The 25,208-nt window shown below is 71.3% G+C and carries 19 protein-coding genes; 9 read left to right on the plus strand and 10 right to left on the minus strand.

Annotated elements, in window-relative coordinates; genetic code table 11:
* Positions 1 to 15 precede the first annotated feature (15 nt).
* From B4K29_RS10885 to ndk, 3 genes are all read left to right on the plus strand, one after another.
* Complete coding sequence (locus B4K29_RS10885) at positions 16 to 1,458, plus strand: bifunctional folylpolyglutamate synthase/dihydrofolate synthase (protein ID WP_286967305.1); 1,443 nt, start codon at positions 16 to 18, stop codon at positions 1,456 to 1,458.
* Positions 1,455 to 1,868 carry a DUF4233 domain-containing protein gene (locus B4K29_RS10890; RefSeq protein ID WP_029211185.1) on the plus strand — a complete coding sequence of 138 codons (414 nt, stop codon included), beginning with the start codon at positions 1,455 to 1,457 and terminating at the stop codon, positions 1,866 to 1,868. The genes B4K29_RS10885 and B4K29_RS10890 overlap by 4 nt, the downstream gene beginning before the upstream one ends.
* Before the next feature lie 267 nt (positions 1,869 to 2,135).
* Positions 2,136 to 2,573: a nucleoside-diphosphate kinase gene (ndk, locus tag B4K29_RS10895; protein ID WP_029211186.1), complete on the plus strand. Its 438-nt coding sequence runs from the start codon at positions 2,136 to 2,138 to the stop codon at positions 2,571 to 2,573.
* A 7-nt stretch (positions 2,574 to 2,580) separates the two neighbouring features.
* Here ndk and B4K29_RS10900 read toward each other — a convergent pair whose 3' ends face one another.
* From B4K29_RS10900 to B4K29_RS10910, 3 genes are all read right to left on the minus strand, one after another.
* Complete coding sequence (locus B4K29_RS10900) at positions 2,581 to 3,156, minus strand: MarR family winged helix-turn-helix transcriptional regulator (protein ID WP_239261728.1); 576 nt, start codon at positions 3,154 to 3,156, stop codon at positions 2,581 to 2,583.
* Positions 3,157 to 3,220: 64 nt separating this feature from the next.
* Positions 3,221 to 3,412: a YbdD/YjiX family protein gene (locus tag B4K29_RS10905; RefSeq protein WP_019284212.1), complete on the minus strand. Its 192-nt coding sequence runs from the start codon at positions 3,410 to 3,412 to the stop codon at positions 3,221 to 3,223.
* A gap of 13 nt (positions 3,413 to 3,425) precedes the next feature.
* Complete coding sequence (locus tag B4K29_RS10910; RefSeq protein WP_029211188.1) at positions 3,426 to 5,690, minus strand: carbon starvation CstA family protein; 2,265 nt, start codon at positions 5,688 to 5,690, stop codon at positions 3,426 to 3,428.
* Positions 5,691 to 5,896: 206 nt separating this feature from the next.
* Here B4K29_RS10910 and lpdA point away from each other — a divergent pair, with 206 nt between their 5' ends.
* A complete protein-coding gene (gene lpdA, locus B4K29_RS10915; protein ID WP_286960944.1) occupies positions 5,897 to 7,294 on the plus strand; it encodes a dihydrolipoyl dehydrogenase in 1,398 nt (465 codons plus the stop codon).
* Between the two features lie 100 nt (positions 7,295 to 7,394).
* Here the strand turns inward: lpdA and B4K29_RS10920 are convergent, their stop codons facing one another.
* Positions 7,395 to 9,785, minus strand: a complete 2,391-nt coding sequence (locus B4K29_RS10920) for a putative bifunctional diguanylate cyclase/phosphodiesterase (protein WP_286967294.1) — start codon at positions 9,783 to 9,785, stop codon at positions 7,395 to 7,397.
* Positions 9,786 to 10,103: 318 nt separating this feature from the next.
* On the opposite strand from B4K29_RS10920, the gene rpsO reads away from it, so the two are divergent.
* The 4 genes from rpsO (at position 10,104) to B4K29_RS10940 (ending at position 14,712) form a co-directional block, all read left to right on the plus strand.
* Positions 10,104 to 10,373 (plus strand): 30S ribosomal protein S15, encoded by a 270-nt coding sequence (gene rpsO, locus B4K29_RS10925; RefSeq protein WP_019284216.1) that lies wholly within the window; start codon positions 10,104 to 10,106, stop codon positions 10,371 to 10,373.
* 192 nt (positions 10,374 to 10,565) lie between these two features.
* Positions 10,566 to 13,094 carry a polyribonucleotide nucleotidyltransferase gene (locus B4K29_RS10930; RefSeq protein WP_286967296.1) on the plus strand — a complete coding sequence of 843 codons (2,529 nt, stop codon included), beginning with the start codon at positions 10,566 to 10,568 and terminating at the stop codon, positions 13,092 to 13,094.
* 134 nt (positions 13,095 to 13,228) lie between these two features.
* Positions 13,229 to 13,621 (plus strand): DUF3072 domain-containing protein, encoded by a 393-nt coding sequence (locus B4K29_RS18455; protein ID WP_084412607.1) that lies wholly within the window; start codon positions 13,229 to 13,231, stop codon positions 13,619 to 13,621.
* Positions 13,622 to 13,707: 86 nt separating this feature from the next.
* On the plus strand, positions 13,708 to 14,712 hold the full coding sequence (locus B4K29_RS10940; protein ID WP_029211193.1) for a YihY/virulence factor BrkB family protein: 1,005 nt from the start codon (positions 13,708 to 13,710) through the stop codon (positions 14,710 to 14,712).
* Positions 14,713 to 14,837: 125 nt separating this feature from the next.
* Here the strand turns inward: B4K29_RS10940 and B4K29_RS10945 are convergent, their stop codons facing one another.
* Positions 14,838 to 17,648 carry an FAD-binding and (Fe-S)-binding domain-containing protein gene (locus B4K29_RS10945; RefSeq protein WP_286967297.1) on the minus strand — a complete coding sequence of 937 codons (2,811 nt, stop codon included), beginning with the start codon at positions 17,646 to 17,648 and terminating at the stop codon, positions 14,838 to 14,840.
* Between the two features lie 141 nt (positions 17,649 to 17,789).
* On the opposite strand from B4K29_RS10945, the gene dapB reads away from it, so the two are divergent.
* A complete protein-coding gene (gene dapB, locus B4K29_RS10950) occupies positions 17,790 to 18,539 on the plus strand; it encodes a 4-hydroxy-tetrahydrodipicolinate reductase (RefSeq protein ID WP_029211195.1) in 750 nt (249 codons plus the stop codon).
* Between the two features lie 121 nt (positions 18,540 to 18,660).
* On the opposite strand, the gene B4K29_RS10955 is transcribed toward dapB, so the two are convergent.
* From B4K29_RS10955 to B4K29_RS10975, 5 genes are all read right to left on the minus strand, one after another.
* Positions 18,661 to 20,178 carry a M20/M25/M40 family metallo-hydrolase gene (locus B4K29_RS10955; RefSeq protein ID WP_286967298.1) on the minus strand — a complete coding sequence of 506 codons (1,518 nt, stop codon included), beginning with the start codon at positions 20,176 to 20,178 and terminating at the stop codon, positions 18,661 to 18,663.
* A gap of 194 nt (positions 20,179 to 20,372) precedes the next feature.
* Entirely contained in the window at positions 20,373 to 21,017 is a 645-nt protein-coding gene (locus B4K29_RS10960) for a LutC/YkgG family protein (protein ID WP_286967299.1), read from the minus strand.
* Positions 21,014 to 22,657, minus strand: coding sequence for a lactate utilization protein B (locus B4K29_RS10965; RefSeq protein ID WP_029211198.1), 1,644 nt, complete (start codon positions 22,655 to 22,657; stop codon positions 21,014 to 21,016). The genes B4K29_RS10960 and B4K29_RS10965 overlap by 4 nt, the downstream gene beginning before the upstream one ends.
* A complete protein-coding gene (locus B4K29_RS10970) occupies positions 22,654 to 23,427 on the minus strand; it encodes a (Fe-S)-binding protein (protein ID WP_239261743.1) in 774 nt (257 codons plus the stop codon). The genes B4K29_RS10965 and B4K29_RS10970 overlap by 4 nt, the downstream gene beginning before the upstream one ends.
* An 83-nt stretch (positions 23,428 to 23,510) precedes the next feature.
* Positions 23,511 to 25,196, minus strand: a complete 1,686-nt coding sequence (locus B4K29_RS10975; protein ID WP_286960942.1) for an L-lactate permease — start codon at positions 25,194 to 25,196, stop codon at positions 23,511 to 23,513.
* Positions 25,197 to 25,208 lie beyond the last annotated feature (12 nt).

The raw sequence follows: 25,208 nt of genomic DNA on the forward strand, positions 1-25,208 counted from the left end.
GACCTCAACGAGCTGATGGGTCTGGACCCGCTGGGCCCGGGCGAGCGCGCCGTGGCCCGCAGCGGTCGCCCCGACGCCGCGCAGCGCGACGCCGCCGAGCGGCTCGCGACGGCCAAGCGGATGCGCGAGATCGAGCGGGACATCCTCGGGCGCATCCCCGAGAACGACGTCACCCCCTCGCTCGACCGCATCCAGGCGGTCATGGAGCTGCTCGGCGACCCGCAGCGGACGTTCCCGGTGATCCACCTGACGGGCACCAACGGCAAGACGAGCACCACCCGGCTGATCGAGACGCTGCTGACCGAGCACGGCCTGACGACAGGGCGATTCACGTCGCCGCACCTGCACGACATACGGGAGCGGATCGCCATCGGCGGTCAGCCGATCAGCCCGGAGCGCTTCGTCGCGGCCTACGACGACGTCCTGCCGTTCGTCGAGATGGTCGACGGGCGCAGCGTCGCCGAGGGCGGCCGGCCCATGGGCTACTTCGAGGTCATCGTGGCCGTCGCGTATGCCGCCTTCGCCGACGCACCCGTGGATGTCGCGGTCGTCGAGGTGGGGCTCGGCGGCAGCTGGGACGCCACCAACGTCGCCGACGGTCAGGTCAGCGTCATCACCCCGATCGGCATCGACCACCAGAAGTTCCTCGGCGACACCCTGGAGGACATCGCCTCCGAGAAGTCCGGGATCATCAAGGCGGGCGCCATCACCATCAGCGCCGAGCAGGAGCCCGAGGTCGTCGAGGTCCTGGTCGAGCGGGCCGAGCAGGTCGGCGCCCAGATCGCCTGGGCCGGGCAGGAGCTCGAGGTCGTCGCTCGCGACCAGGCGGTCGGGGGCCAGCTCCTCACGATCAAGGGGCTGGCGGGGGAGTACCCCGACATCCTCCTTCCCCTCTACGGCGAGCACATGGCGGGCAACGCCGCGCTGGCGGTGGCGGCGGTCGAGGCCTTCATCGGTGGGGGCGAGCAGGCGCTGGACCCCGAGGTCGTCCGCGCGGCCTTCGCCCGGGCCAGCTCGCCCGGGCGCCTGGAGATCGTGCGTCGCAGCCCCACCGTCATCGTGGACGCCGCGCACAACCCCCAGGGGGCCCGGTCGTTGCGCCTCGCGCTCAGCGACTCGTTCGCCTTCACCCGCCTCGTCGGGGTCCTCGCGATCCTCGAGGACAAGGACGTGCTCGGCATCCTCGAGGAGCTGGAGCCGGCCTTCGACGAGGTCGTCGTCACGCGCTCGACGTCACCACGGGCCCTCTCGCCGAGGGCCCTCGGACGGCTGGCCCGCGAGATCTTCGGCGACGACCGGGTCACGGTTTTCGAGTCCCTGCCGGACGCGCTCGAGCAGGCCGCGGCGCTCGCCGAGGCCGACGCCATGGCCGGCGGAGCCGGAGCCGGGGTCGTGGTCACCGGCTCGGTGACCACTGCCGCCGAGACCCGCATGCTCCTGGGGGTGACGAGCGCATGAAGGGTCTGATGCTCCACGGCGTCCCGCGTGCCCTCACCCGACGTCTGCTCTCCGCGGTCATCGCGTCCGAGTCGGTCGTCGTCTTCTTCGGCGCGCTGGTCGCGATGTCGCTGGACCGCGCCGAGGGAGGATCGGGCACGACCTGGCTGGTCGCCGGCTCGATCCTGGCGGTGCTGTGCATCGTCGACGCCGGGATGCTGCGTCGCCCCTGGGGCGTGACCCTCGGCTGGTTCCTGCACCTGGCCACGCTCGTGTCGGCGCTCGTGGTCCCGATGATGTTCTGGGTGTTCGTGATCTTCTGCGGCCTGTGGGTCGTCGCCCTGGTGCAGGGCCGCAAGATCGACGACCTCGCGGACGAGGCACGTCTCCGGCACGACGCCGAGCGCAGCACCGGCACCTCCGCCACCTGAGCCCGTCCGCACGCGTGCGCGGCGATCTCCCGCGTGCATGGCGGGTTCTGGCGCGCGTGGGTGCCCCCAGCCTGTGTGGCGTGCTGCAGCGCGCCACCGACGCCGGATGCCGCCACCGACGCCGGACGCCGCCACCGAGCGCAGATCGCCGCCACCGATCGCAGATCGACCGGCCTTCGTCACACCCGCCTGGGGGACGAAGGCCGGTCGATGCCTCGGCCGCCGGCGGGGCGGACGGCGGGCTCGGGCGGTCGATAGGGTGTGGCCATGACTGAGACCACCACCGAGCGCACCCTCGTCCTCGTCAAGCCGGACGGGTTCGAGCGCGGACTCACCGGCGAGGTGCTGCGCCGCATCGAGGCCAAGGGCTACACGCTGGCCCAGCTGCAGATCCTCACGCCCGACCGCGAGCGCCTGGCGCAGCACTACGCCGAGCACGAGGGCAAGCCGTTCTACGAGCCGCTGCTGGAGTTCATGTCCTCCGGCTCCGTCACCGCTGCCGTCGTCGAGGGCGACCGCTGCATCGAGGGCTTCCGGTCGCTGGCCGGCGCCACCGACCCGACCAAGGCCGCGCCTGGCACGATCCGCGGCGACCTCGGCCGCGACTGGGGCCCGGGCGTGCAGAAGAACATCGTCCACGGCTCGGACTCCGCGGAGTCCGCCGAGCGCGAGATCGGCATCTGGTTCGGGGGCCAGGGCGCCTAAGCGCGCTCTAGCCGGTCGACGACTCCGGGGCCATCGGGTCGCCCAGGTCGTCGATCCCCGCCATGAGCAGGTCGAGCAGCGCCGCCAGCTGGTGACGCTGCTCCTGCGTGAGGACGGCGAGCAGGTCGGACTCGACCAGGTCGGCGGCCTGGATGGTCTCGCGGAACTTCTCCCACCCGGCGCGTGACAGCGTGATCAGCACGCGCGAGCGGTTGTCCGGGTCGGGGTCGCGTGACACCAGCCCCTTGTCGACCATCTTGTCGAGGCGGTGGGTCATGGACGACGGCGCCACCGATGTCTGCTCGGCGAGCTGGCTCGGCGTGAGCGTCTCGCCGCGCGCCGTCGCGAGGCGGGCGAGCACGGCCCACTGTCCGGTGGTCAGGTCCACGTCGGCGAGCTGCGCGTCATACCACCGGTCCAGCTGCTTGGCGAGGCGGTTGACCGCCGTGATGACCCGCTGGACCAGCTCGTCGCCCCCGGCGGCGACATAGGCCTCGACGTCCGCGGTGTACTGCTCCGCGACCCGGCGCCGGCGCATCGCCGTGCGCCGGCCGGACGCGGACTCTCGTGCGCTCCCAGGCATCGGGCCAGTATGCCGGACGGCCCGCCACCCTCGTGGGTGACGGGCCGTCGGCCGGGGCCGCCGCTCAGCAGCAGCGGCTGGTGGGGTTGCGCTCCTGGTCGGCGTACTTCTGCCGCCAGAAGTCCCGCTCCGTGGGGATCGGCGCACCGGGGTGGGTCCGACGCAGGTGGTCGACGTAGCGCTCGTAGGCGTCCGCGCCGGTCACGCCACGCCAGTACCACCGGGCGGTGCTGAGAGTCTTGCCGAGCGTCTGCACGTGATGCCCTCCGTCAGTGGTGGACACCCTGGGGTGAGGGGTCGAGGCCAGCGGCCTTCCACTCAGCGTAGACCGCCTTCTCCGCGGGGGTCGGCAGGAAGCCCTTGGGGGCGAAGATACGGGACGGGACGTCCTCCTCCTCGCTCGTGGGGAGACCGCCGGCGCGGAACGCCTTGATCGCGGTCCAGATGGTCGCGACGACGACCATGATCACGAGGACCGCGAACAGGACCGAGAGCACCTCCTGGACGACCGTGTTGCGGATGACGGCCTCCATGTCCCCGGCCGACTTCGCGGGGGCAACGACCTTGCCCGCCTCGTGGGCCTTGACGTACTTGTCGTGGTTGGCCCAGTAGCCGATGGCGGGGTTGCTGCTGAAGATCTTCTGGTACGACGCCGAGAGCGTCACCGTCAGCAGCCACACGAGCGGCAGGCCCGGGATCCAGGCCCAGCGGAACAGCCCCATCTTCATCACGACGGTGAAGACCAGGCACAGGGCGATGCAGGCGAGCAGCTGGTTGGCGATGCCGAAGAGCGGGAACAGCGTGTTGATGCCGCCGAGCGGGTCGGTGACGCCCATGACCAGGATCGAGCCCCAGCCGATGACGACGATCGCCGAGCAGACCCAGGCACCGACGCGCCAGGACGGGTCCTTGAACTTCCCCAGGCCGGGGATGTTGCCGATCGCGTCGGAGAACATGAAGCGGGCGACACGGGTGCCGGCGTCGATGGTCGTGAGGATGAACAGCGCCTCGAACATCACGGCGAAGTGGTACCAGAAGGCCTTCATGCCGGCGCCGCCGAAGAAGGACATGACCTGCGACATCCCGAAGGCCAGCGTCGGAGCGCCGCCCGTGCGAGAGACGATGGACTTCTCCTGGACGTCCGCCGCCGCCTGGGCGATCTTGCCGGCGGTGGCGGGCTCGAGCGCCCCGCCGCCGGGGGAGTGCAGCGGCAGGGTGTTGGCCCACGCCGCCGCGGTCTCGGGGGTGCCGCCGGTGACGCCCTTGGGCGCATTCATGACGAAGTACAGGTGCTGGTCGAGGATGCAGGCGGTGATGAGCGCCATGATCGCGACGAACGACTCGGTCAGCATGCCGCCGTAGCCGATGATCCGGGCCTGCGACTCCTTCTCGATCAGCTTGGGCGTCGTGCCGGAGCTGATGAGCGCGTGGAAGCCCGAGATGGACCCGCAGGCGATGGTGATGAACAGGAACGGGAACAGGTTGCCGGCGAAGGCCGGTCCGGTCCCGGTGTGGGCGAACTGCGTCACCGCGGGCATCTGGATCTGCGGGGCGGTGAAGACGATGCCGAGGGCGAGGACCCCGATGGTGCCGACCTTCATGAAGGTCGAGAGGTAGTCACGCGGCGCGAGGAGCAGCCACACCGGCAGCACGGAGGCCGCGAAGCCGTAGACGCAGAGCCACAGCGCGAGCGCCCGCGGGGACAGGGTGAACAGCGAGGCGCCCCAGGCGGAGTCGGCGACCCAGGACCCGGAGACGACGGCGAGCAGGAGCAGGGCCACGCCGATGACCGAGACCTCGTTGACCTTGCCAGGTCGCAGGAACCGCAGGTAGACGCCCATGAGGAGCGCGATCGGGATGGTCATGGCGATGGAGAACACGCCCCACGGCGACTCGGCGAGGGCACCGATGACCACGATGCCGAGGACGGCGATGAGGATGATCATGATGGAGAGCACGCCGAGGATGGCGGCCCAGCCGCCGATCGGGCCGAGCTCGTCGCGGGCCATCTGGCCGAGCGAGCGCCCCCGGCGACGGATGGAGATGTGCAGGACCATGTAGTCCTGGACGGCGCCGGCGAAGACGACGCCGAGGATGATCCACAGCGTGCCGGGCAGGTAGCCCATCTGCGAGGCCAGGACCGGCCCGACGAGCGGGCCGGCGCCGGCGATCGCGGCGAAGTGGTGGCCGAACAGCACCCGACGGTCGGTCGGCATGAAGTCCTTGCCGTTGCTCAGCTCCTCGGCCGGGGTGGCGCGGGTGTCGCGCGGCCGCAGGACCTTGTACTCGATCAGCCGGGCGTAGAACGTGAGGGCGATGACATAGCTGCCGACGGCCGCGAGCACGAACCAGACGGCGTTGACGTGCTCGCCGCGCACCAGGGCCAGCATGACCCAGCCGATGGCGGCAGCCAGGGCGATGAGGGCGAGGACGCCCTTCTTGACGGGCGACGGGCTGAACGGCTCCTCGACGGCCACGGGGGGCAGGTCGGGATCGTTCCGCACGGCGCGGACGCGGTCGTCGGTGACGGTCATCCGGGTTTCCTGTCTTTCTCGATGTGCTCCGGCTGCCCTGGAGGGTGGTCGGGGGAGTGATGGGCGGCGGACGCCCGCTCGTGACGCTAGCGACCTGGCACCCCGCAGAGGTAGGACCACGCGGGTCATCGAGCCCCAATGGTGGTGGATCGTTATGCACCGCGAGGCACGACGACGCCCTGCGCGGAATGGGTAGGGTAGGACCCATGGCTGACTTCGATGTGGTGGTCCTGGGTGCAGGCCCCGGTGGTTATGTCGCGGCGATCCGAGCGGCTCAGCTCGGCAAGAAGGTCGCGGTCGTCGAGAAGAAGTACTGGGGCGGTGTGTGCCTCAACGTCGGGTGCATCCCGTCCAAGGCGCTGCTCAAGAACGCCGAGCTGGCGCACACCCTGCAGCACGACAAGAAGAAGTACGGCATCGAGGGCGACGCCACGATGTCCTACGGCCCCACCCACGCGCGCAGCCGCCAGGTGTCCGCGGGCATCGTCAAGGGTGTCCACTTCCTGATGAAGAAGAACAAGATCACCGAGATCGACGGCTGGGGCACCCTGACCGGGCCGAGGTCGATGGACGTCAAGGCCGAGGACGGCTCCAGCAAGAGCATCAGCTTCGACAACCTGATCATCGCGGCCGGCGCGGTGACCCGCATGCTCCCCGGCGTCGAGGTCTCCAAGAACGTCGTGACCTACGAGGAGCAGATCCTCACCGACGAGCTCCCCGGCTCGATCATCATCGCCGGGTCCGGCGCCATCGGCGTCGAGTTCGCCTATGTCATGAAGAACTTCGGCGTCGACGTGACGATCGTGGAGTTCCTGGACCGCATGGTCCCGACCGAGGACGCGGACGTGTCCAAGGAGCTGCTCAAGCACTACAAGAAGCTCGGCGTCAAGGTCATGCTCGGCACCAAGGTCGAGTCCGTGGAGGACACCGGCTCCGGCGTCAAGGTCACGGTCAGCCCGGCCAAGGGCGGCGACCAGCAGGTCCTCGAGGCCGACAAGCTCCTGTCCGCCATCGGCTTCGCCCCGCGCACCGAGGGCTACGGCCTGGACGCCGTGGGCGTCACGCTCACCGAGCGCGGCGCGATCGAGGTCGACGACTACCTGCGCACCAACGTCGACGGCGTCTACGCCATCGGTGACGTCACCGCCAAGCTGATGCTCGCCCACGTCGCCGAGGCCCAGGGCATCGTCGCCGCCGAGACCATCGCCGGCGCCGAGACGATGCCGATCGACTACCGCTTCATCCCGCGAGCCACCTACTGCCACCCGCAGATCGGCTCCATGGGCCTGTCGGAGCAGCAGGCCAAGGACGCCGGCCACGAGGTCAAGACCGCGTCCTTCCCGTTCTCCGCCAACGGCAAGGCCATGGGCCTCGGCGACGCGGTCGGCTTCGTCAAGATCGTCGCCGACGCCAAGTACAACGAGATCCTCGGCGCCCACCTGATCGGCCCGGACGTCACCGAGCTCCTCCCGGCGCTCAACGTCGCCCAGACCTGGGACCTCACCGCCGACGAGGCATCGCGCGTGGTCTTCGCCCACCCGACGCTGGGCGAGGCGGTCAAGGAGGCCCTGCACGGCATCGCGGGTCACATGATCAACCTCTGACGGGTCGGCCCTCACGGGCCGGATGCCGTATGCCGGGAGGCGGGTCGCCCCATCGCGGGGACCCGCCTCCCGGCATACGGGCTGGGGCTCAGGCCCAGGCTCAGGCGCTGCGGCCGCCGCCGGCGTCGCGGGAGTGCTGGCCGGACGGCCGGACGGCGTCGACGAGGTGCTCGATGGGGACGGGACGGGCGAACAGGTAGCCCTGCATCGCCGAGCAGCCCAGGTCGAGCAGGACCTTGCGCTGCTGCTCCTGCTCCACCCCCTCGGCGAGGGGCTCGCGCCCGATCGAGCGGCAGAGCTGCACGATCGAGGCGATGAAGCGCCGGGCGCTCGCGTCGCTGCTGATGTCCGTGAGGAAGGACCGGTCCAGCTTGACGACCTCCACGGGGAGCTGGCGGAGGTACTCCAGGGAGGAGTAGCCCGTCCCGAAGTCGTCGAGCCAGAGCGAGACGCCCACCTCGCTCAGCGCGTTGCCGATGCACACGGAGGCCGCGAGGTCGAGGGTCGCGAAGGTCTCGGTCACCTCGAGGATGAGCAGCTCGGGCGGGAACCCGGTCTCCTCGAGGATCTGCCGGACGTCGTCGACGAAGGTGGGCTGGGCGATGTGGACCGTCGAGATGTTGACGGTCACCCGCAGCGGCCGGTCCGGGCGGTTCGCGCGGTTCCAGGCGTTGACCTGCAGGCAGGCGCGGCGCATCACCCACAGGCCGATCGTCGAGATGAGCCCGGACTCCTCGGCGTAGGGCACGAAGTCCCCGGGGCTCATCTGCATGACGCCGTCGCGCTCCCAGCGGAGCAGGGCCTCGACCGCGAAGGTCTCGCCGCTGGCCGCCTCCACGATCGGCTGGTAGTGCAGGGTGAACTCGCCGTGGTGCATGGCGGCGCGCAGCTCGGCGTCGAGGCGCAGCAGGCGGCGCGCCTCGAGCACGATCTCCTGGGTGGCCATGGTGACGGTGCCGCGGCCGGACTTCTTGGCGTGGGTCAGCGCCGCGTCGGCCGCGGACAGGGCGTTGGCGCGCGTGGTGGGCTGCGAGACGTGGTGCACCCCGATGGAGCAGGTCACGTTGAGCACGTTCTGGTCGAGGGTGAACGGCTCGGAGATGGCGTGCTGCAGCCCGTGGGCACGGCGCACGGCCTCGCCCGGCTCAGGGGCGTCGCACAGGATGACGAACTCGTCGCCGGCCATGCGGGCGAGGACGTCGTCGGGTCCGCAGTGCTCGGTGAGTCGTTGCGCCACGGCGCTGAGCAGGTGGTCCCCGACGACGTGACCGTAGGTGTCGTTGATGGCCTTGAAGGTGTCCAGGTCGAGCGACATGAGCGCCAGGGGGGCGCCCCGGCCTGCGGCCGGCAGGCGCTCGTCGAGCGCGTCCCACAACCGGTGACGGTTGCCCAGCCCGGTCAGGGCGTCCCGGGTGGCGCGCCTGCGCAGCTCACGCTCGAACTCGAGCGAGCGCATGACGTCCGCAGCCGTCTCCACGAGCGCGGCCGACGCCTGCCGGGTGGGTCCGGGCAGGACGGCGCGTCCCGGCGCGAGGGCGATGTACCGATCGCCCGTGATGCGATAGGCCTCCTGTCCCCGGCTGGGCTGCTCGGTGACGGTCCACTCGTGGGTCTGCCACAGCGCCGCGAGCTCGTCGGCGAGGACCTGCGGGACGTCGTCCACCTCGCTCTGGCCGCGGAGCCGCTCGCTGGCGGTGTAGAGCTGCTCGGCGATCCAGCGCTGGTTGGCCGACCGCCCCTGGACGGACAGGTGCACGAGGACGATGGCGAGCAGGGCGTGGCCGAGCAGCGCCCCCAGCAAGGTGCCCTGGGCGCCGAGCGCGACAGAGCACGACGCGAGCCCGATGGCCATGAGCTGCGGCACGACCCGCGTGACGGAGCTGGTGAGCGTCGGGGCGTGCTCGCGCTTGCCGTCGAGGACGCAGCCGATCCAGACGGCGACCTCGCTGAGGACGTACTGCGCGAGGACGCCGGCCAGCGCGGCGAGCAGCACGTGCCAGGTCATCGCGAACGGTGCGGCGCCGCCGGCGAGGTGGTAGACGCCGGTCGCGGTGCCGCTGGAGACCGCGGCGATGCCGACGTTGAAGGTGGTGTCGAGCGCGGTGATGCGCCAGCGCAGGCAGGTCCACAGCGTGACCGCGCAGGTGGCGGAGACGTACCCCCAGTGCGGGGCGACCACGAGCAGGGGGGTGGTGAGCAGTGCCTCCGGCAGGTCCCCGACGAGCGTCCCGGGCACGCGGACGCCGCGCAGGATGAGCGTGACCACCACCACGAGGACGATCACGCACCCTGCGACGTAGGCGGTGGACGTGGGGAGCACCTGGCCGGGGAATCGCAGGGTGAGTGCGAAGGACGCCACCCCGAGGGCCGCCGCCACCACGGTGTAGGCGCGATAGGCCGGGGTGTTCGCCCAGGGGGGCGGCGGTGCGTGCCCGGTCGCCGAGCGGTCACCGACGGCGGTGTTCATCACCTCGGGGATCGCGCTGGTCATGGGTGGCCTGTCGGTGCGGGTCGGAACCGGACTGGTGGGGCTGGTGGGACACGTGCGGGGTCTTCCCGGCACATCCCGTTTCATCCCCCTGCGGGTCGAAAGTAACTATAGTCATCACCGAGCGTGCGCGGTGTGCTACACGCTGCAGGGAGACGGGCCCGTCCAGGGCGCCCGGGAGCGTCATACGGGACGACCGCCCGATTAGGGCCGCATGAGCACGGCTGGTAACGTGGGTCTCTGCCGTGGACCGGCCGCGGATCAAGAGCGCCCTCGGAATGAGCCCGGGGGCACCGCGCTGCTAGGAGAAGGAGTCGCTCCATGCCGTTGGAAGCAGACGTCAAGAAGACCATCATGACCGAGTACGCCACGCACGAGGGCGACACCGGCTCCCCCGAGGTGCAGATCGCGATGCTGACGCAGCGCATCAAGGACCTCACCGAGCACTCGCGGGCGCACAAGCACGACCACCACTCCCGTCGTGGTCTGCTGCTGCTCGTCGGCCGTCGCAAGCGCATGCTGCGCTACCTCGAGGCGACCGACATCGAGCGCTACCGTGCGCTGATCAAGCGTCTGGGTCTGCGTCGATAACTCTCGTCGTGCACCGGAGGGAGCGGCTCCTGAGTGATCAGGGGACCGCTCCCTCCGGCGTACCTGCGAGATGACAACTTCATAAGCCCGTATCGTGAGTGACGGCGTCAGACGCCGCGCACGCACCGATCGAAGACACGCTGCCGCACAACGACGATGTGGTCAGCGACGAAGCGAAGACAAGGAGGACCCATGGAGGGTCCAGACATCACGTTCACCGAGGCCACGATCGACAACGGTCGGTTCGGTACCCGCACGATCCGGTTCGAGACCGGCCGCCTCGCCAAGCAGGCCGGCGGCTCCGTGACCGCCTACCTCGACGACGAGACCACCCTGCTGTCGACCACGGTCGCCGGCAAGTCCCCCAAGGACCAGTTCGACTTCTTCCCCCTCACGGTCGACGTCGAGGAGCGCATGTATGCCGCGGGCCGCATCCCCGGCTCGTTCTTCCGTCGCGAGGGCCGCCCCGGCACCGACGCGATCCTCACCTGCCGCCTGATCGACCGCCCCCTGCGCCCGACCTTCAAGAAGGGTCTGCGCAACGAGGTCCAGGTCGTCATCACGGTCCTGTCGATGCACCCCGACCACCAGTACGACGTGCTCGCCATCAACGCGGCGTCCGCGTCCACGCAGATCTCCGGCCTGCCCTTCTCCGGCCCGATCGGTGGCGTCCGCGTCTCGCTGATCGACGGCCAGTGGGTCGCGTTCCCCAACTTCTCCGACATCGAGCGCTCGGTGTTCGACATGGTCGTGGCCGGTCGCAAGGTCACCACCAAGGACGGCCAGGACGACGTCGCCATCATGATGGTCGAGGCCGAGTCCACCGACAACACCTGGGACCTCGTCAAGACCGAGGGCAAGCAGGCGCCGACCGAGGAGGTCGTCGCCGAGGGCCTCGAGGCCGCCAAGAAGTTCATCGACGTGCTGTGCACCGCGCAGGCCGAGCTGGCCGCGCAGGCCGCCAAGCCGGTCCAGGACTTCCCGATCTTCCTCGACTACGAGGACGACGCCTACTCGGCCGTCGCCGAGGCCGCCGAGGCCGAGCTCAAGGACCTGCTGGCCATCGCCGGCAAGCAGGAGCGCGAGGACAAGCTCGACGCGCTCAAGGACCGCCTCAAGGGCGAGCTGGGTGCCGAGCACCAGCCGCTGCACGGGCGTGAGAAGCAGATCTCCGCGGCCTACCGCGCCGTGCAGAAGAAGCTCGTCCGCGAGCGCATCCTGCGCGACAAGGTCCGCATCGACGGCCGTGGGCTCGCGGACATCCGCGCCCTGTCCGCCGAGGTCGAGGTCCTGCCCCGCGTGCACGGCTCCGCGATCTTCGAGCGCGGCGAGACCCAGATCATGGGCGTGACCACGCTCAACATGCTCCGCATGGAGCAGCAGATCGACTCGCTGTCGCCCGTCTCGCGCAAGCGCTACATGCACAACTACAACTTCCCGCCGTTCTCCACCGGCGAGACCGGCCGCGTGGGCTCGCCCAAGCGTCGCGAGATCGGCCACGGCGCCCTCGCCGAGCGCGCGCTCATGCCGGTGCTGCCGACCCGCGAGGAGTTCCCCTACGCGATCCGTCAGGTGTCCGAGGCCCTCGGCTCCAACGGCTCGACCTCGATGGGCTCGGTCTGCGCGTCCACCCTGTCGCTGCTCAACGCCGGTGTGCCGTTGCGCGCCGCCGTCGCGGGCATCGCGATGGGCCTGGTCTCCGCGGAGATCGACGGCGAGACGCAGTACGCCGCGCTCACCGACATCCTCGGTGCCGAGGACGCCTTCGGCGACATGGACTTCAAGGTCGCCGGCACCAAGGAGTTCGTCACGGCCATCCAGCTCGACACCAAGCTCGACGGCATCCCCGCCTCGGTGCTCGGTGGCGCGCTCACCCAGGCCCGCGACGCTCGCCTGCACATCCTGGACGTCATGGCCGAGGCCATCGACGTGCCGGACGAGATGAGCCCCTACGCCCCGCGCGTCATCGCCGTCCAGGTCCCGGTCGACAAGATCGGCGAGGTCATCGGGCCCAAGGGCAAGATGATCAACCAGATCCAGGAGGAGACCGGCGCCGACATCTCCATCGAGGACGACGGCACGGTCTACATCGGCGCGACCGACGGTCCGTCGGCCGAGGCGGCCCGCGCGGCCGTCAACGCCATCGCCAACCCGCAGATGCCCGAGGTGGGCGAGCGCTTCCTGGGGACGGTCGTCAAGACCACGACCTTCGGGGCGTTCGTGTCGCTGCTGCCGGGCAAGGACGGTCTGCTGCACATCTCCGAGGTGCGCAAGCTCGTCGGCGGCAAGCGCATCGACGCGGTCGAGGACGTCCTCGGCGTGGGCCAGAAGGTCCAGGTCGAGCTCAAGGAGGTCGACCCGCGCGGCAAGCTCTCCCTGGCCGCCGTCCTCACCGAGGAGCAGGAGGCCGCCAACGCCGCTGCTGCCGAGGAGGCCAAGTCCCGTCCGGAGCGTAGCGACCGTGGTGGCGAGCGCGGCGACCGCGGTGGAGACCGTGGTGACCGTGGCGGCGACCGTGGTGGCGAGCGCAACGGTGACGGTGGTCCCCGTCGCGAGCGCTCCGACGAGCGTGGCGAGGGTGACGGCGACCGCCGCCCCCGCTCGCGCACCCGTCGCCGCCGCAGCGACGTCGAGGAGGGCCAGGGCACGCCCGAGTCCGACCAGCTCGCCGCGGCCAGCGAGTCCCACGGCGAGGCCCCGGCCTCGTCCGAGGACGCCTGAGCCACGGCCTGAGCGCCTCTGCTGTGCACCGGAGGGCCGGTCACCCCGCACGGGGTGACCGGCCCTCCGGCATACCTGCCCACCAGGTGAGCAGACGGTTTGGTGAGGCGACCTCGGTGGGTATGCCGCCCGCCATGAGCGCACAGGACCCCACCAACCAGATCCCGCCCCTGCAGGAGCCGCCGCTGGACGAGGCCCCTCCCGCCGCCGAGGAGGTGCCCACGGACGCCGAGCGCGGCCAGCGCGGCCCGGCCTCGGACCAGACCGGGGCCGAGCAGACCGGCGTCGACGGCGGCGAGATGCTCGGAGCCGGGACCGGACCCACGGACGGCCCGGTCAAGGACCCCGACGACTGGGTGACCGGCGACCAGCCGGCGACCGACGCCCAGAAGTCCTACCTCGACTCGCTGGCGCGGCAGGCGGGGGAGCAGATCCCCGCCGACCTCACCAAGGCCGAGGCGTCCGAGCACATCGACCGCCTCCAGGCCGCCACCGGACGCGACCAGCAGGGCCGTCAGCAGCCCTGACCGGCACCACGGGTCGAGACAGGGGGCCCTCGGCAGGAGGACCAGCGCGTTCCGGGGCAGAATGTCCTCCGACGGAGGGAGCGCGGATGTCGTTCGTGGACAGGGTCGATCGGTTCCAGCGGCGGCATCGCGGCATCGGTTTCCCGCTGGCGGTGATCTACAAGTTCTTCGACGACCAGGGCCCCTACCTCGGGGCGCTGATCACCTACTACGGCTTCCTATCGTCCTTCCCGCTCCTGCTGCTGCTGTCCTCGGTCCTCGGCTTCGTCCTGCAGGACCGGCCCGAGCTCGAGCAGCGGCTGCTCGAGTCGGCGCTGAGCCAGTTCCCGGTCATCGGCACCCAGCTGAGCACCCAAGGGCTGCAAGGGGACTGGAAGGCCATCGCCATCGGTCTGCTGGTCGCGCTGTATGGCGCCCTCGGGGTCGGCCAGGCGCTGCAGAACGCCCTCAACGTGTGCTGGGCGGTGCCCCGTAACCAGCGGCCCAACCCCTTCGTGTCGCGGGGGCGGTCGGTCCTGCTGATCGTCACCGCGGGACTGTTCCTCCTCGTCACGACCGTCATCTCGGGCATCGGCAGCTCGGCGTCGGCCTACGGCCTCGACCTGGGGTCGGCCGGGGCCTACCTGCTGACCGGGCTCGCCGTGGCGCTCAACGCCGGGATCTTCCTGCTGATCTTTCGCATCGCCACGGCCCACCCGATGCGGTGGCGCCGCTCCATCCCCGGGGCGCTGGCCGCGGCCGCGTGGTGGCAGACGCTGCAGACCGTCGGTACGGCCTACGTGTCCTTCGTGGTCAAGGGGTCCAGCGACGCCTATGGCGTGTTCGCGCTGGTCCTCGGCCTGATGGGCTGGGGCTTCCTGGCGGCGTGCGGCGTCGTCATGGCGATCGAGCTCAACGTGGTCCTGGCCAAGCGGCTGTGGCCCCGGGCGCTGCTCACGGTCTTCACCGACGACGTGGACCTGACCGAGGCCGACAAGAAGTACTACGAGGGCCTGGTCAACGCCAACCGGCTCAAGGGGTTCCAGCAGGTCGACGTGTCCTTCGAGAGGTCGCTCAAGGACATGGAGGACGAGTACTACGGCTCCGAGTAGCCGAGCCTGGGTAGCCGACCGGTCCAGAGCTGGGATCGGGGGCTACTTCTGGTGGCCCTGACCACCAGGAGTAGCCCCGATGTCTCGACGCGGTCGCAGGCTCGGCGCCGCCGGAGACTCAGACGTCAGCGGCAGCCCGGGACGTGCTCGGCCAGCACCTCCAGGACGTGGCGGTAGGTGTGCCCGGTGGCGCGGGACATCCCGAGCTCGCAGGCGCGGTTGGCCGAGACGTAGGCGTCGAAGGACCGCCCCTCCAGCTCGTGCGCCTCGACGCGGGTGGCCGATGCCGTGAGCTCGGGGTGCAGCATCCCGCGGTCACCGGCGAAGCCGCAGCACCCCCAGTCGACGGGGACCACGACCTCCCGCGCGGCGGCCTGGGCGCACGTGACCAGGTCGTCGACCACGCCGAGGTGCACGGTCGAGCAGGTCGGGTGGACGGCGACGGTGCCCAGCGGGTCCGCGACCTCCACGCGAGGCAGGACCTCTTGGGCGACATACGACACGGCGTCGATCACCCGCACCCGACCCCACCGCTCGGCGTCCTCGGCCGGGAGGTGGTGGGCGAGGTCCACGAGGCCGTGGGTGCACGACGCGGCGTCGCAGACGACGGGCAGGCGGCCCTCGTCCGTGGCGCGCCACAGAGCGCGAAAGACCTTGCGGGACATGGCGTCCGCTCCCTCGGTGAGGCCCTTGGAGACCCACGGCGTGCCGCAGCACAGGCCCTGCAGCTCGTCGGGCACGACGGCGTCCAGCCCGGCCCGGCGGGTCAGGGCGAAGAACGCGTCGACGACCCCCGCGTCGGTCGACTCGTCCGAGGGCGCGAACAGCGAGCCGAGGCACGAGGAGAAGTAGACGAACGCCGCGCCCGTCGGGTGCTGGGGAGCGGGCCGGCGTGGCCCGCGGCCGGGCAGGTCGCTGCCGACCAGCGGCACGAGGTCCGGGTCGAGGACACGTCGCGCGGCGCCCGACAGGGCGGCCTTGACCGGTCCGGGCACCGTGTCGGCCACGGCGAGGGCGGCCCGCAGGGTCGTCATCGTGGTGCCCCAGCCCTCGGCCAGCCGGATGCCGCCCCGCTGGGTCCTCGGCGCGTGACGCTCGGCGCGGAAGGACTTCATGAACAGGCCGGTGTCGATGCCGACCGGGCAGGCCTTGACGCACAGCGAGTCGACGGCGCACGTGTCGACCGCCTCGTAGTCGTAGGCCTCACGGAGCTCGGCCGCCTGGTCGGCCGGCAGCCGCCCGAGGTCGCGCAGCAGCGTGATGCGCCGACGCGGCGTGGTGGTGAGATCCCGTGAGGGGCAGACCGGCTCGCAGTAGCCGCACTCCACGCAGCGGTCGACGGCCGGGTCGACCGCGGGCATGGTCTTGAGGTGGCGCAGGTGGGCGCCAGGGTCGTCGTCGAGCAGCGTGCCGGGGTTGAGCAGGCCCGTCGGGTCGGCGAGACGCTTGACCTCCTGCATGACGGCATAGAGCTCGTCGCCGAACTGCCGACGGACGTAGGGCGCCATGATCCGTCCGGTGCCGTGCTCGGCCTTGAGCGTGCCCTCGTGCCCGAGGACCAGGGACACCATCTCCTCCGTGAACGCCTCGTAGGTCTCGAGCGCGGCCGGGTCGTCCAGGCGTGGGTTGATCATGAAGTGCAGGTTGCCGTCCTTGGCGTGCCCGAAGGTGACGGCGTCGCCGTAGCCGTGGCGGCGGAAGGACTCGGTCAGGTCCGCGACCGTGGCGCTCAGCGACGCCAGCGGGACCGCGATGTCCTCCAGCAGGTTGGTCGTGCCCTGCGGGCGGGCGCCCGCGACCGAGGTGTAGAGCCCCTTGCGCAGGTGCCACAGGGCGGCGCGCTCGCGGGCGTCGCGGGTGAAGCTGGCCCGGTGGGGGAGCCCCAGGTCGGCCACCACCGCGTCGAGGTCGGTGATGCGACGGTCGAGCTCGGCGCTGTCGTCGGTCGTGGCCTCGACCAGCAGGGCGGCGTGCCGGTCCACGTCCAGACCCGAGAGCTCCGGACCTGCCTCGGGGTACTGCTGGACCACCCGCAGCGAAGCGGCGTCCAGCAGCTCCAGGGCCTTGGCGCCGGCCCCGACGAGGTCGCCGAGCGCGTCGGTGGCCTGGCCGATCTCGTCGACCACGAGCAGGGCGGTGGCGGCATACGGGCTGATGGGCACGGTCCGGAAGGTCGCCTCCGCCACCCAGCCGAGGGTGCCCTCGGACCCGACGACGAGGTGCTCGAGGATCCGCACCGGCTCGTCGTGGTCGACGAAGGAGTTGAGGCCGTAGCCCATGGTGTTCTTCATGGAGTACTGGTGGGCGATGCGGGCGAGCGACTCGGGGTTGCCGCGGACCCGGTCGCGCAGGGCGAGCAGGCCCTCCCACAGCGCCGGCTCGTCGCGGCGCAGCCGGTCGTCCGCGCCAGGCGCGCTCGTGTCGACGATCGTGCCGCTGGGCAGGACGAGGACCAGCGAGTCGAGGGTGCGGTAGGTGTTGAGCTCGGTGCCGCACTGCATGCCCGAGGAGTTGTTGGCGACGACCCCGCCCACGGTGCAGGCGATCTCGCTGGCCGGGTCCGGACCCAGGCGGCGTCGGTGCCGCGCCAGGTGACCGTTGACGGAGCGCAGGGTCGCGCCTGGCTGGCAGCGGACGCGCTCGCCGCCGTCGAGCACCTCGACGCCGCGGAAGTGGGTGCGGGTGTCGAGCAGGATGCCGTCCGAGAGGGCCTGCCCGGACAGGCTCGTCCCGCCGGAGCGGAAGGTCACGGGCACGCCGTCGGCGCGGGCGGCCGCGAGGGTGCGGGCGACGTCGTCGACGCTGCGGGCGGTCACCACGGCCTGCGGCGTCAGCAGGTAGTGCGACGCGTCGTGCCCCTTGGACACCCGGTCGACGAGGCGTCGCGAGGTGATCGGGCCGAGGGTGCTGTCCAGGGTGCTGGTCGTGACGGTCATCGGGGCCGACCTCCTCGTCGTTGTGGTCCTACTACTCTAGGCCGCGTATGACGTCCGCCCCGGCCCGAGGCGTCGGTTCGGCGCGCGGGCGGGCGTGGGCGCACCCGGCGCGCCACGCCACCGGCGCCTAGGGTGGACGCCGTGAGCGACAACATCCTGGTCTCTGTCATCGGCGCCTCCGGGCGCATGGGTTCCACCGTCTGCGACGCGGTCGAGGCCGCCGAGGGGCTCGAGCTGGTCGGCCGCTTCGACGTGGGGGACGACCTGGGAGATCTCGCCGGCGCGGACGTGGTCGTGGAGTTCTCGCTGCCGGACGCCTCGCCCGCCAACGTCGCGCACTGCGTCGCGCAGGGGGTCCACGTCGTCGTGGGCACGACGGGCTGGAGCGAGTCCCGCCTGGAGGCGCTGCGCGGCCAGGTGGCCGCGGCCCCGGACGGGACCGGCGTGCTCATCGCCCCCAACTTCGCCATCGGCGCCATCCTCATGATGGCCTTCGTCGAGCGGGCGGCCCGCTTCTACGAGTCCGTCGAGGTGATCGAGCTGCACCACCCACGCAAGGTCGACGCCCCGTCGGGCACGGCCGCGCGGACGGCCGACCTGATCGGCGCCGCGCGCTCCGAGGCGGGGCTCGGAGAGGTGCCCGACGCGACGGAGCAGGACCCCGACGGCGCTCGCGGGGCGCGCGTGCACGGCGTGCCGGTCCACTCCGTGCGGCTGCGCGGCCTGGTCGCGCATCAGGAGGTGCTCTTCGGCGCCGAGGGGGAGCAGCTGACGATCCGCCACGACTCGTTCGACCGCGTGTCGTTCATGCCGGGCGTGGTCGAGGGCGTGCGCCAGGTCGGTTCCCACCCGGGCGTGACGGTCGGGCTCGAGCACTACCTCGGTCTCTGACAGCGGGTCCGCCGCCGCGGCGCCGAGTCCTGCGGCGGGCGGGGCGGCATACGGCACAGGACCCGCACCCCCGATCACCGGAGGCGCGGGCAATGCTGGCTCGGATCCCTGCTGGCTCGGATCAGCGACGCGCGACCGTGGTGGTCGGGGTCGCCGAGGTGCGGAGGTCCTTCTTGCCGTTCTTGCCCTTCTTGCCCTTCTTGGCGGACCCGGGCTCGCCCAGCGCCAGGGTGCCCACGGCGTGCGCCACGGCCTTGACGTTGATCGCGAGGGCCGCCTTGTTGGCGTTGCGCAGGGTGTCCTGCGCGGTGTGGTAGCCGGGGTCGTAGGCGACGCCGGCGGTCCCGCCGAAGAGCGTGGCCTCCTGCGCGGTCTTGAGACCGCCCGCACCGGTGAACAGGCCGCCGACGGGCACTCCCGCCTCGAGGAACGGCAGCTGGTCGGAGCCGCCCTGCATCGGCGCCGCGACGTAGGGCTGGCCGCGGTCGTCGAAGTAGCCGGTGAACGCCCGCTGCAGACGGGCGGACCCCTGCGGCATCCACGTCTGCGTCGAGTCGTAGACGCCGATGATGTAGTTGGGCGACGCCAGCATGTCGAAGTTGAGGTAGCCGTTGATCTTGAGCAGGGAGTCCACGTCGTTGTCCTGCAGGTCCTTGACGTAGTGCTCGGACCCGAGCAGCCCGAGCTCCTCGGCGCCCCACCAGGCGAAGCGGATCTTGTGCGCGGGCTTCTTGAGCTGGTTGGCCTGCTTGGCCACCTCGAGGACCGTGGCCGAGCCGCTGGCGTTGTCGTTGACGCCAGGCCCCTGCTGCACGCCGTCGAGGTGGGCCCCGACCATCAGCACGTCGTCGGCCGATCCGCCCTTGGTCTCGGCGAGGACGTTGAAGGTCCGGCGCTTCTCGATGATCTTGTCCAGGACGAAGCTCATCTGGACCGGCCCCTTGGCCATGTCGGCGAGCAGCGCGTCGCCGTCCGCCTTGGTGATGCCGGTGGCCGGGGCGTAGTCGCCGGACGGCCCACCGAGGGTGCCGTTGAGCGGACCGGGGGCGTTGTTGTAGATGAGGATGGCGGCGGCGCCCGCGGCCTTGGCGGCCTTGGCCTTCTCGCCGAAGGTGCACGTGCCCCGGGAGACGAGCGCGATCTTGGCCGTGGCGACGACCCCGCTCCAGTCCGCGGCCGAGCAGCCGGTGGCGGTGCTGGGCGCCACGAGCTGGGCCTGCACCCCGGCCTTGGGGGTGCTCGGGCTGTAGGAGAAGGGGGTGTGGGTGACTGCCCGGGCGGTCGGTGAGAGCTCGTTGAGCGAGGTGGAGACGACCGAGTCGTAGGTGAACTCGAAGTACTGGCGGCGAGGGGTGTAGCCCGCGCCGCGCAGCTGCTTCTCGACATACTGGGCGGACAGCTCGTAGCCGCGCTCGCCGGCGGCGCGACGGCCCTGCGAGGCCATGGCGATGCGCTCGAAGGCGCTGAGGTGGGAGACCACGGCGCCGGGGTCGACCCGCGCGGCGAGGTCCGAGGGGGTGCGGGGCTTGGGGTCGGCGTGGGCCGCGGGTGCTGCGACGGTGGCGACAGCGGTGGCTGTCGCCAGGCTCAGGGTGAGGGCTCGGGGGTGTGCATAGGTCCTCCAGAGGCGGGGAGCCACGCCGTCGTGGCCCCGGTCCGCCCGACCCTAGGGGGCTACTCGTGAGTCGGGGAGGCCTCCTGCACCTGGGATTCCCCTGGGAACACGCGCTGCTCGCGTCGCGGCGCCGTGCCAACCCGGGCGGATGTTCCTACCTCAGGCGGGCACATCGACCTGGCGTGCGAAGCCGGGCGGATGTGCCTACCTGAGGTAGGTCAGGAGGCGAGGAGGACGTGCAGGGTCCGCGGGCCGTGGACGCCCTCGACGCGGGACAGCTCGATGTCGCTGGTGGCGCTCGGCCCGCTGATCCAGGTGAGCGGGCGACCGGCGTGGGCCGCCTCGGTGAGCCGGGCCACCGCCTCGGGCACGTCCGACACGACCTGGTCCGCTCGCACGACGCAGACGTGCACGTCCGGCACAAGCGACAGGGCTCGGCGACCCTGGTCGGGACCGTGGTCAAGCATGATCGTGCCCGTCTCGGCCACACCCACGGACGCACCCGTCACCACCGCGTCGACGGCGTTGAGCTGGGCAGCCGTCAGGTCGGCGTCCTCGAGCAGCGACAGACCGGCGGACGCGATCGCGGCCCGCCACCCCTCGTCGAGCCCGTCGGGGAGCACGACCGTGTCGACGCCGTGGCGCTGCAGGGCTGCGGTCACGCGGGCCCCGACCTCGTCCGCGGCGCACCGCTCCACGACGGCCTTGTAGTCCTCGACCCGCTCCACGAACCGGCCGAGCAGGTCGTCCACCGGCGTCGGACGGGCGTACTCCCACGCCACCGGGACGTCGGCCTCGGGCGTCGAGCGCGGCACGTCCGCCAGCGCCGCCCGCACCCGCTCCAGGATCTGCTCCCTGCTCATCGCTGCTCTCCCTCGGGCTGCTCGGTGCTGCCGTGGGCACGCTGGTCGGACGCCCGGTGGGCATCGGTGGACGGGTCGCGCCCACGGTCGGCGGGGTCCCCGGCCGGCTGGTCGCCGTCACCGCGCTCGCGGGCCCACCAGTCGCGGAAGGACTCCGTCGGCAGCATCTGCACGTCCCGCGCGTTGGTCCACTTCGACGCCGGCCACGGCAGCGTCCCGAAGTGGTCGAACCGCGACCCCAGCACGCGCCCCGCCAGGCCGGAGCCCTTCATGGCGGCGCCCCAGCGGCGGTGGTCGGCCATCATCCACGACGCCGTCCGCATCACGCCGGCCTCGGAGTGCGGCATCCGGTCGGCCTTCTTGGCCTCGACGACCTTGCCGCGCATGTGGACCAGCATCTTCGGTATGTCGATGCGCACCGGGCACACGTCGAAACAGGCGCCGCACAGCGAGGAGGCGTACGGCAGCGACCGGTCGACGGCGGAGGCCGTGCCGCGGAGCTGCGGCGTCAGCACGGCGCCGATCGGCCCGGGATAGACCGAGCCGTAGGCGTGGCCGCCGACCTTCTCGTAGACGGGGCACACGTTGAGGCAGGCCGAGCAGCGGATGCAGCGCAGCGCGGTGCGCCCGAAGTCGTCGGCCAGCACCGTGGTGCGCCCATTGTCGAGCAGGACGACGTGCATCTGCTGCGGTCCGTCGCCGGGCGTCGGCCCCGTCCACAGCGAGGTGTAGGGGTTCATCCGCTCGGCCGTCGAGGACCGGGGGAGCAGCTGCAGGAAGACCTCGAGGTCGGCGAAGGTCGGCACGACCTTCTCGATCCCGACGACCGAGATCAGCGTCTCGGGGAGGGTGAGGCACATGCGGCCGTTGCCCTCGGACTCGACCACGCACAGCGTGCCCGTCTCGGCCACGGCGAAGTTCGCGCCGGAGATCGCGACCTTGGCCCGCAGGAACTTCTCCCGCAGGTGCAGGCGGGCGGCACCCGCGAGGTGGGCTGGCTCGGTGTCCAGGTCGTCCGGAGCCGGTCGCCCGTAGTCCGCCATCTCGTCGAGGAAGATCTCGCGGACCTCGGCGCGGTTGCGGTGGATGGCGGGGACGAGGAAGTGCGAGGGGCGGTCGTGCCCCAGCTGCACGATGAGCTCGGCCAGGTCGGTCTCCCAGGCGGCGATGCCCGCGGCCTCGAGGGCCTCGTTCATCTCGATCTCCTGGGTGGCCATGGACTTGACCTTGACCACCTCCGGGGGGACCTGACGCCCCTCGGGGTCCACCTGGGGCGGCTCGTCGCGCAGGGCGTCGCGCACCAGGCCGACGATGATCCGGTTGGCCTCCTCGGCGTCGCTCGCCCAGTGGACGGTCGTGCCGGCGCGGGTGAGGGACTCCTCGAGCTGCAGCAGGTAGTGGTCGAGGTGCCGCAGGGTGCGGTCCTTGATCTCCTCGCCGGCCACCCGCATCTGCTCCCAGTCGGGGCGCTCGGCGACGACGCGGGCGCGCTTGTCGCGGATGGTGGTCATCGCGTGGTGGAGGTTCTTGCGCTGCACGGGGTTCGCGAGCTCTCGGCGCGCCGCGGCCGGGAAGGGCGGTGAGTCGACGAGCTCGCCCGTGGGCGGCGCGGGGGTGAGGCGGTGGGCGGGCTTCGTCATACGAGCTCCTCCATGGACTCCTCGGTGCTGGCGAGCACCTCGGCCAGATGGATGGTGCGGATGCCGGTGCGCTGGCGGGCGAGCACGCCGCCGATGCTCATCAGGCAGCTGTTGTCGCCGGCGATGACGTACTCGGCGTCGGTGTCGGCGATGTGGCGGGCCTTGTCGGCGGTCATCGCGACCGAGACGTCGGAGTTCTTGAGCGCGAAGGTGCCGCCGAAGCCGCAGCAGCGGTCGGCGTCCGGCAGCTCGACCAGGTCGATGCCCCGGACCGCGCGCAGCAGCTGGTAGGGGCGGTCCCCGACCTTGGTGATGCGCAGCGAGTGGCAGGTCGGGTGGTAGGTGACCCGGTGCGGGAAGTAGGCGCCCACGTCGGTGACCCCGAGGACGTCGACGAGCAGCTCGGGCAGGTCGTAGGTCTTGGCCACGACGTCGGCCACGCGGCGCTGCAGCTCGGTGCTGCCCTCCCGCTCCGCCAGCATCGGGTGCTGCTCGCGGACGGACCCGATGCACGAGCCGGACGGGCCCACGACGTAGTCGTAGCGCTCGAACGCCGCGAGGAAGGTGTGGACCGTCGGCAGCGCCTCGTCGAGGTAGCCGGTGTTGGTGAACATCTGCCCGCAGCAGGTCTGCTCGCGCGGGAAGACGACCTCGCACCCCAGCCGCTCCAGCAGCCGGACCACGGCCTTGGGCGTGCTGGGATACATGGTGTCGTTGACGCAGGTGGCGAACAGCGCGACGGTCTTGCCCTCGCCCGGTCTGGTGGTCATCGTGCCTCCCTCGGTGGGTTCTTCGACGGTATGACGGACCCCGCCCGCCCGCTCGCCGGGGGACGTCTCGGGCGCGGCGGAGGTCACGGGAGCATCCAGGACAGGACCGGCGTGGACTGCAGGCCGACGAGCAGGCAGAGCACGACGAGCAGGCCGAGGCTCCACCAGATCACGCGGCGCAGGATCTCGGACTCGCGGCCGAGCAGGCCGACCGCCGTGGCCGCGATGGTGAGGTTCTGGGGGCTGACCATCTTGCCGACGACGCCGCCGGAGGTGTTGGCGGCGACGAGCAGGGTCGGGTCGATCCCGGCGTGCTTGCCGGCCGTCTGCTGCAGCGTCGCGAAGAGCGCGTTGGCGCTGGTGTCCGAGCCGGTGACGGCGGTGCCGAGCCAGCCGAGGACGGGGGAGAAGAACGCGAACGCGGCGCCGGTGCCCGCGATCCAGGTGCCGATCGTGATCGTCTGGCCCGACAGGTTCATGACATAGGCGAGGGACAGCACCGAGGCGATGGTGAGCATCGAGAAGCGCAGCTTGTGGGCGGTCTCGGTGAGCTGACGGACGGTGTCGCGGGCGCTGACCTTGTAGACGAGGGCGATGATCACCGTGCTGATCAGGAGCATCGTGCCGGGGCTGGACAGCCACTGGAAGGTGTAGACGGTGGAGCCGTTGACCTTGCCCGCCGCGTTGAGGACGTGCCCGTCGAGACCGGGCCAGGGGATCTTGACGTCCGTGCCGGCGAGCCAGGTCTTGACCGGGCCGACCAGCTTGGACAGGGAGAACACGGCGATCACGAGGAGGTAGGGGAACAGCGCCATCACGATGCGCGAGGCGGGCAGGTGGCTCGCGGCGGGCAGGTCGGAGGAGCTGGGCAGCTGGGCGCGCTGCTCGTCGGTCATGTCGGCGCGCTCCTGCTGCTTCTCGGCGCTCATGCGCTCGAGGGCGGCGTCGCGGCCCTCGGGCTGCCAGAAGCGGAGCATCACGACGGCGGCGGCGAGGCCGACCAGCGACGCGATGATGTCGGTGAGCTCGACCGAGACCCAGGTGGCGGAGATCCACTGCGTGACGGCGAACGCGACGCCGGTGACCAGGGCGATCGGCCAGGTCTGGCGCAGACCTCGGCGCCCGTCGGCCAGGAAGACGAGGAACAGCGGCACGAACAGCGCCAGCACCGGGGTCTGGTGACCGACGTAGGCGCCGATCTCCGTGTAGGGGATCTTGGTGAGGTTGCCGGCCGTGATGATGGGGATCGCGATGGCGCCGAACGCGACCGGGGCGGTGTTGGCCAGCAGGACCACGGTGGCGGCGCGCAGGGCCGAGAAGCCGACGGCCATGAGCATCACGCCGGTGATGGCGACCGGGGCGCCGAAGCCGGCGAGCGCCTCGAGCAGCCCGCCGAAGCAGAAGGCGATGAGGATCGCCTGGATGCGCGGGTCGTCGCTGATGATGTTGAACACCGCACGCAGGTCCTCGAACCGTCCGCTCACCACGGTGACCTGGTAGAGGACGATGGCGGTGAAGACGATCCAGACGATGGGGAAGAGCCCGAAGATCGCGCCCTCGGTCGCGGACAGCAGGGCCAGGCCGACGGGCATCTTGAAGGCCAGCACCGCGACGACCAGGGCGACGGCGAGGGCGGTCAGGCCGGCCACGTGGGCCTTCCACCGCAGGGCGCCGAGGGTCACGAAGATCGTGGCGAGGGGGAGGAGGGCCACGAGGGCCGACAGCAGGAGGCTGCCTCCGACGGGATCCAGGTCGGGGCGGAAGGTCATGGGAACTCCATC

This window comes from Arsenicicoccus sp. UBA6765 (assembly GCF_002453335.1).
GTDB lineage: Bacteria > Actinomycetota > Actinomycetes > Actinomycetales > Dermatophilaceae > Arsenicicoccus > Arsenicicoccus bolidensis.